The sequence below is a fragment of the Tepidiforma sp. genome (assembly GCF_034433535.1).
GTDB lineage: Bacteria > Chloroflexota > Dehalococcoidia > Tepidiformales > Tepidiformaceae > Tepidiforma.
Genome location: NZ_DAOUAO010000056.1, coordinates 1 through 5644 on the forward strand (window position 1 = coordinate 1; position 5644 = coordinate 5644).

Genomic DNA, 5644 nt, shown 5'->3' on the forward strand with positions numbered 1-5644 from the left:
CGCTATGGCGAACCGCCCCACCCCGCCGCCTACCCGCCCGAGCCCGCCCGCGACGCCCTCGAAATCGCCCTCCTCCAGCAGGCCGGGGAACAGCAGCTCCCCGTCTTCGCCATCTGCCGCGGCATGCAGCTGCTCAACGTCGCGCGCGGCGGGGCCCTCCACCAGCACCTGCCCGACCTCCTTGGCTCCGACCGCCACGGCGATGCGCCCCCGGTCGACGCGAAGCATCGCCCCGCCCACACCGTTGTCATTTCCGAACCCGGCCGCCTGCAGGCGCTCCTCGGCCCCGGGCCCATCGAGGTCAACAGCCGCCATCACCAGGCCGTCGACCCCGCCCGCCTCGGCGCCGGCCTCCGCGTCGCCGCCCGCAGCGATGACGGCGTTGTCGAGGCCCTCGAAGCCGAGGGCCCCGGCTTCCTCCTCGCCGTCCAGTGGCACCCGGAGGACCTCGCTATCGGTCCGGCGGGCCCCCACCGCGAGCAGGCGCGCGCCCTCTTCGAAGCCTTCGCCGCCGCCGCCCGCGAGGTCGTCTCGTGAACGCCCGCCGCCCGCGCGTCCAGGTCGCCGGCATCTCCACCCTCGAAGACGCCCTCGCCTGCGAGGCCGCCGGCGCCGACGCCATCGGTTTCACCCTCGGCCTGCCCACCGGCCCCCATAACGGCCTCGATGAAGCCCGCGCTGCCGCCATCATCCGCGCCCTCCCGCCGTTCATCACCCCCGTGCTCATCACCTACCGCGTCACCGCCGCCGAGGTCGTGCCCATGTGCCGCCAGCTCGGCGTCACGCAGCTGCAGCTCCACGCCCCCGCCGACCCCGCCGAGATCGCCCGCATGCGCCAGGCCATCCCCGGCCTCAAGGTCATCCTCGCCGTCAACGTCACCGGCCCCGGGGCGCTCGAACTTGCCCGCGAACGCGCCCGCCACGCCGATGCCCTCATCCTCGATACCTACGACCCCGAAACCGGCCGCCACGGCGCCACCGGCAAGACCCACGATTGGCAGCTCAGCGCCCGCATCGCCGCCGAAAGCCCCGTGCCCGTCATCCTCGCCGGCGGCCTCACCCCCCGGAACGTCGCCGAAGCCATCCGCGTCGTCCGCCCGTGGGGCGTCGATGTCCACACCGGCGTCGAACGCCCCGACGGCACCACCGACCACGACCTCGTCCGGGCCTTTGTCGCCATCGCCCACGGCGCCCTCGTCGCTGCGCGACGGCGGGTTTAGCCCAGCCGCGCCACCACCGGCCGCCGCCCGAACCCCATCACCCCTCCCCGGATGGGCGGCACCGCTACCGGCTCCACCCGCGGGAACCGCTCGAGCAGCATCCGCAGCGCCAGGCGGGCCTCCAGGCGTGCCAGGTTCGCCCCCAGGCACACGTGCAGCCCCCAGCCGAAGCCCAGCTGCGGGTTCGGGTCCCGCAGGGGGTCGATCTCCCCCGGGTGGGCGAAGACCTCCGGGTCGTGGTTCGCCGCCGCGATGCAGAGGAAGACGTTCTCGCCTGCCCGCAGCAGCCGCCCGTCCCGCTCATGCGTGACCTTCACCTTGCGCGGCATCGTCCGCGCCGGCCCGCCCACCCGCATGAACTCCTCCACCGCCGTGTCCCAGGCGCCCGGGTTCGCCCGCAGCCACGCCTGCAGGTCCGGCCGCTCCAGCAGGGTCGCCAGCGTGTTGATCAGCAGCGTCGTCGTCGTTTCGTGCCCGCCGAACAGCAGCAGCGTGCAGAGACCGACCAGCTCCACCGGCGAGAGCTTGCCGGCTGGCGAATGCACCACCAGGCTCAGCAGCGACCCCGTCGGCTCCCTCCGCTCGCGTTCGATGTGCCGCGCGAAGAAGCCCATGAACGCCTCGGCCGCCTCGCCCACCGGCCCGTCCTCCACCCGTCTCGGCTCCAGCGAAAACACCAGCCGCGCCAGGTCGTCCGACCACTCCTGGAACCGCTCGCGCTCCTCGCCGTCAACGCCGAGGATCGCCGCAATCACCAGCGCCGGCAGCGGCCGCGCAAACTCTGCGCTCAGGTCCACCGGTCCCCCGATCCGCGCGAGCGCATCCAGCCGCTCCTCCACGATGCGGGCGATCCGCCCCTCCAGCCCGCTCACGGCCCGCGGCGTGAACGCCCGCGCCAGCGGCTCCCGCAGCCGCGTGTGCGCCGGCGGGTCGCGAAAGTTCAGCCACGCGTGCAGCATCTCCACCGCCCGCTGGAACGCCTCTGAACGCCCCCGCGCCGCCCGCTCGAACGTCCCCATTCGGTCCGAAGAGAGCCGCTCGCTGTCGCGGAACCCGTCCGAAACCCCCGCGTGCGAGAGCGCCACCCACGCCCGGTGCCGCTCGCTCCACTGGAGGTCTCCGCCTGCCTCCCGTGCCCGCGCGAAGTAGCCCGCCGGGTCGCGGATCGCCTCCTCGCAGCCGAGGTCCAGCTCCATGTGCGGGAGCCTACACCGTCCGGCGAGGGATTTCACCGACGCGGTCCCCGCCATTTCCCGCTACCATGCCCCCATCCCCCGGCCACTCCCCGCCGGCCGCCAGGAGCGACCCATGCCCTCCGGCTTCGTCATCCGACCCGCCCAGTACGCCGAAGAGCCCGAGCTCTACGCCATCCACCGCGCCGCGATGGAATCCTACGTCACCGCCACCTGGGGGCCCTGGGACGACGCCTGGCAGCAGGACCACTTCGCCGGCTCCTGGCCCGACCTCCGCCTCGCCATCGAGATCGAAGGCGAACTTTCCGGCTTCCTCGACCTCGACGAACAGGGCGACGCCGTCGTCATCGACGCCATCGAACTCGCACCCCGCTGGCAGCGCCAGGGCGTCGGCACCGCCGTCATCCGTGCCGTCCAGGCCCGCGCCGCCGAACGCGGCCTGCCCGTCACCCTGCGGGTGCTCAAGGTCAATCCCGCCCGCGCCCTCTACGAACGCCTCGGCTTCCAGCACACGGGCCAGACCGACACCCACTACCTCATGGCCTGGCACCCCTGACCTCCCGGCTCCCGGCTCCCGGGTGGGGCCGGCTGGAGGGGCAGGGTTCCTCCAACCTCCCACCTCCCACCTCCTTGACCTTCGCTCCCAAAAATTGGACAGTTCCCCTCGACAATCGAAGATCGGGAGGGCCCTCCCGCCGCCCGCGCGGCAGGAGGAGCAGGGGCAAGCCGGTGCAAATCCGGCGCTGTGCCGCAACTGTGAGGCCGTTCGGCCGAGCCAGAAAACCCGCCCATCCCGGACCGATGATCCTTCGCGCGAAAGGGGTCGGTACGATGGTTTGCATCACCTGAGCCCGCCGCCGAGGCGGGCTTTTCGTTTCCCCGCCCGCTTCCCCCGGCCAACTCCGCCCTGCACGCCCCAGTCTCCCGGCGTGCCCGCCCACCACACCCCTGAGGAGCCCCCGTGAAACGTCTCATCCTGCTCGCCGTTGCGGCCTTCGCCGCATTCCCCGCACTTGCCAGCGCCGCTGCACCCGAAGATGCCATCCTCCGCGCCGCGGCCTTCATCAAGTCCGTGCAGCGTCCCGATGGCAGCTACGCCGAATCGCCGGGCCAGACCATGGACGCAATCCTGGCCGTCCGCGCTGCCGGCTACGACCCCGCCCGCGACACCGTCGGCGGCAAGTCGCCGGCGGATTACCTGGTCGCCAACGCCGCCAGCGTCACCTCCCCCGCCTCCGCCGCCAAGGCCGCGCTCGCCGCGAAGGCCCTCGGCCTCGACCCCCGCAACGTGGGCGGCACGAACCTATTCCAGCGCGCCCAGGATGGCTACAACGCCGAGACGGGCGCCTACGCCGATAACGCCTTCAGCCAGTCCATCGCCATCCTCGGCCTCGCCTGCACCGGCAACCAGCCCGGCGCCAGGGCCGCCGACAACCTGAAGGCGGCTGCCGTCGAGGGCGGCGGCTGGGGCTTCGGCGGCGCCGCCGACCCGGATACCACCGCCATCGCCATCCAGGCCCTCCTCGCTGCCGGCCTCCCGAAGACCGACCCCGCCATCGCGGCCGGGTTCGCCTGGCTCCAGGCCAACCAGGGCAACGACGGCGGCTGGGGCTACGACCCCTCCGCCTCCAACACCTCCTCCACCGCCTTCGCCATCCAGGCGCTCCTCGCCCTCGGCGAGAACCCCGAATCGCCGGCCTACACGAAGAACGGCGTCAACCCCATCCAGTACCTCCTCAGCCAGCAGCTCCCCGACGGCTCCTTCGCCGGCTACGACCCGGCCTTCGCTGCCAACCAGGTCCTCCCGGCCCTCGCCGGGCGCACCTTCTGCAACGCCCCCGAGACGCCGATCACCCGCCAGCGGCCGGCCGCCACCCCCACCCCCGCACCCAGCCCCACCGCCCCGCCGACCGCCGCCCCCTCGCCTACCCCGCGGCCGCCAGCCTCCGGCAATACCGCCGCGGCCCCGGTCGAGGCGCCGGTCGCTGCCCTCGCCCTCGCCGGCGTTCTCCTCGCACTCGCCGGCGCAAGCCTCGCCGCCCGGCCGCGGCGCTAACCCCCGCGTGCACCCGGCGAGCTGGGTCACCTGGGTCCTGGTCGTCATGGTGGTGGCGCTCGCCACCACCAACCCCTTCTACCTGGCCCTTCTCCTGCTCGCCGTCGTTCTCGTCGCCATCGTTGCCCCACGCCAGGCGAATGGCGTCGTCAGCTTCCGCGCCCTCGCCGTCTTCGGCGCAGTGATGGCCGCCATCTCCATGCTCATCGCCGTCATCAACGGCAGCTACGGCGACCACATCCTGTTCACCGTCCCCGGCCCCGAGGTGCCCCGCTGGCTCGGCGGGCTCCGCCTCGGGGGCCCGGTCGCCGCTGAGGGCCTCGTCGCCGCCGGCATCCGCAGCCTCGCCATCCTCTCAATCCTGATCGCCTTCGGGGTCTTCAACGGCGCCGTCAGCCCTTACCGCATCCTCCGCTCCACCCCGGCCGCCCTCTTCCAGGCCAGCCTCATCCTCACCGTCGGACTCACCCTGCTGCCCTCCAGTGTCGAAGACCTCCGCCGGGTGCGCGAGATGCGCGCCCTCCGCGGCGCACCCGGCGGCCTGCGCGAACTCCCCGCCCTCGTCGTCCCCGCCATCCTCGGCGGGCTCGAACGCTCCCTGCGCCTCGCCGAGGCCATGGAGGCCCGCGGCTACGGCGCCAGCCCGCCGCTCCCCGCCCGCGCCCGTCTTGCCGCCGCCGGCGCTGTCCCCCTCCTTGTCGCCGCCGCCTGGGCCTGGTTCTACGAACCCTCCTGGCGCCCCTACGGCCTCGCCGCCTTGCTCGGCGCCATCGCCCTCCTCGCTGCCTGGTGGCGAACCGCCGCACGCGCCCGCCGCACCACCCGCTTCGGCCGCGAACCGGTGCCCCCCGCCGAGCGGATCGCCATCGCCTCCGCCCTCGCCCTCGGTGCGACCGTCCTCGCCCTCCGCTTCACCGGCCTCGGCCAGCTCACCTACAACCCTTTCGCCGGCCTGCCGGTCCCCGGCTTCGAACTCCTGCCCGCTCTCGCCGCCGCAGCCATGGCCTGGCCGGCCGCGCTCATCACCCTTCGCCCCGGTCCGGCCGCCGCCCCCGCCGCCGACCCCGCCCGCCCCGCCGAGGCCCGCCCGTGACTGCCGTCGCCGAGCTCCGCGGCATCACCTACGCCTACCCCGGCGCCCCGGCCCCGGCCCTCCGCGAGGCCTCGGTTGTCAT

The 5644-nt window shown here is 73.7% G+C and carries 6 protein-coding genes and 1 riboswitch; of the genes, 5 read left to right on the top strand and 1 reads right to left on the bottom strand.

Translation table 11 applies throughout. From position 1 onward, the window contains the following. Both VAE46_RS02850 and VAE46_RS02855 read left to right on the top strand, forming a co-directional pair. Positions 1-537, top strand: a 537-nt coding sequence (locus VAE46_RS02850; RefSeq protein ID WP_322795400.1) for a gamma-glutamyl-gamma-aminobutyrate hydrolase family protein, incomplete at its 5' end; no start/stop codon positions are given. Next, on the top strand, positions 534-1220 hold the full coding sequence (locus VAE46_RS02855; RefSeq protein WP_322795401.1) for a phosphoribosylanthranilate isomerase: 687 nt from the start codon (positions 534-536) through the stop codon (positions 1218-1220). The genes VAE46_RS02850 and VAE46_RS02855, both read left to right, overlap by 4 nt. Here VAE46_RS02855 and VAE46_RS02860 read toward each other — a convergent pair. Further along, positions 1217-2416, bottom strand: coding sequence for a cytochrome P450 (locus VAE46_RS02860; protein WP_322795402.1), 1200 nt, complete (start codon positions 2414-2416; stop codon positions 1217-1219). The two genes, VAE46_RS02855 and VAE46_RS02860, sit on opposite strands and share 4 nt — an antisense overlap. Positions 2417-2528: 112 nt before the next feature. Here VAE46_RS02860 and VAE46_RS02865 point away from each other — a divergent pair, with 112 nt between their 5' ends. The 3 genes from VAE46_RS02865 (at position 2529) to VAE46_RS02875 (ending at position 5562) form a co-directional block, all read left to right on the top strand. Then, the gene (locus VAE46_RS02865) at positions 2529-2969 is read left to right on the top strand and encodes a GNAT family N-acetyltransferase (RefSeq protein WP_322795403.1); all 441 of its coding nucleotides are present in this window, start codon (positions 2529-2531) and stop codon (positions 2967-2969) included. Between the two features lie 111 nt (positions 2970-3080). Further along, positions 3081-3220, top strand: a riboswitch (cobalamin riboswitch). Positions 3221-3374: 154 nt separating this feature from the next. Next, positions 3375-4469 (top strand): prenyltransferase/squalene oxidase repeat-containing protein, encoded by a 1095-nt coding sequence (locus VAE46_RS02870; RefSeq protein ID WP_322795404.1) that lies wholly within the window; start codon positions 3375-3377, stop codon positions 4467-4469. A gap of 7 nt (positions 4470-4476) precedes the next feature. Beyond that, positions 4477-5562, top strand: a complete 1086-nt coding sequence (locus tag VAE46_RS02875) for an energy-coupling factor transporter transmembrane component T (protein ID WP_322795405.1) — start codon at positions 4477-4479, stop codon at positions 5560-5562. The last annotated feature ends 82 nt before the right edge of the window (positions 5563-5644 follow it).

Bases quoted from the DNA above. Each gene is read 5' to 3' on its own strand.
- VAE46_RS02860 (WP_322795402.1), bottom strand. From the start codon at position 2,416: ATGGAGCTGGACCTCGGCTGCGAGGAGGCGATCCGCGACCCGGCGGGC.
- VAE46_RS02865 (WP_322795403.1), top strand. From the start codon at position 2,529: ATGCCCTCCGGCTTCGTCATCCGACCCGCCCAGTACGCCGAAGAGCCC.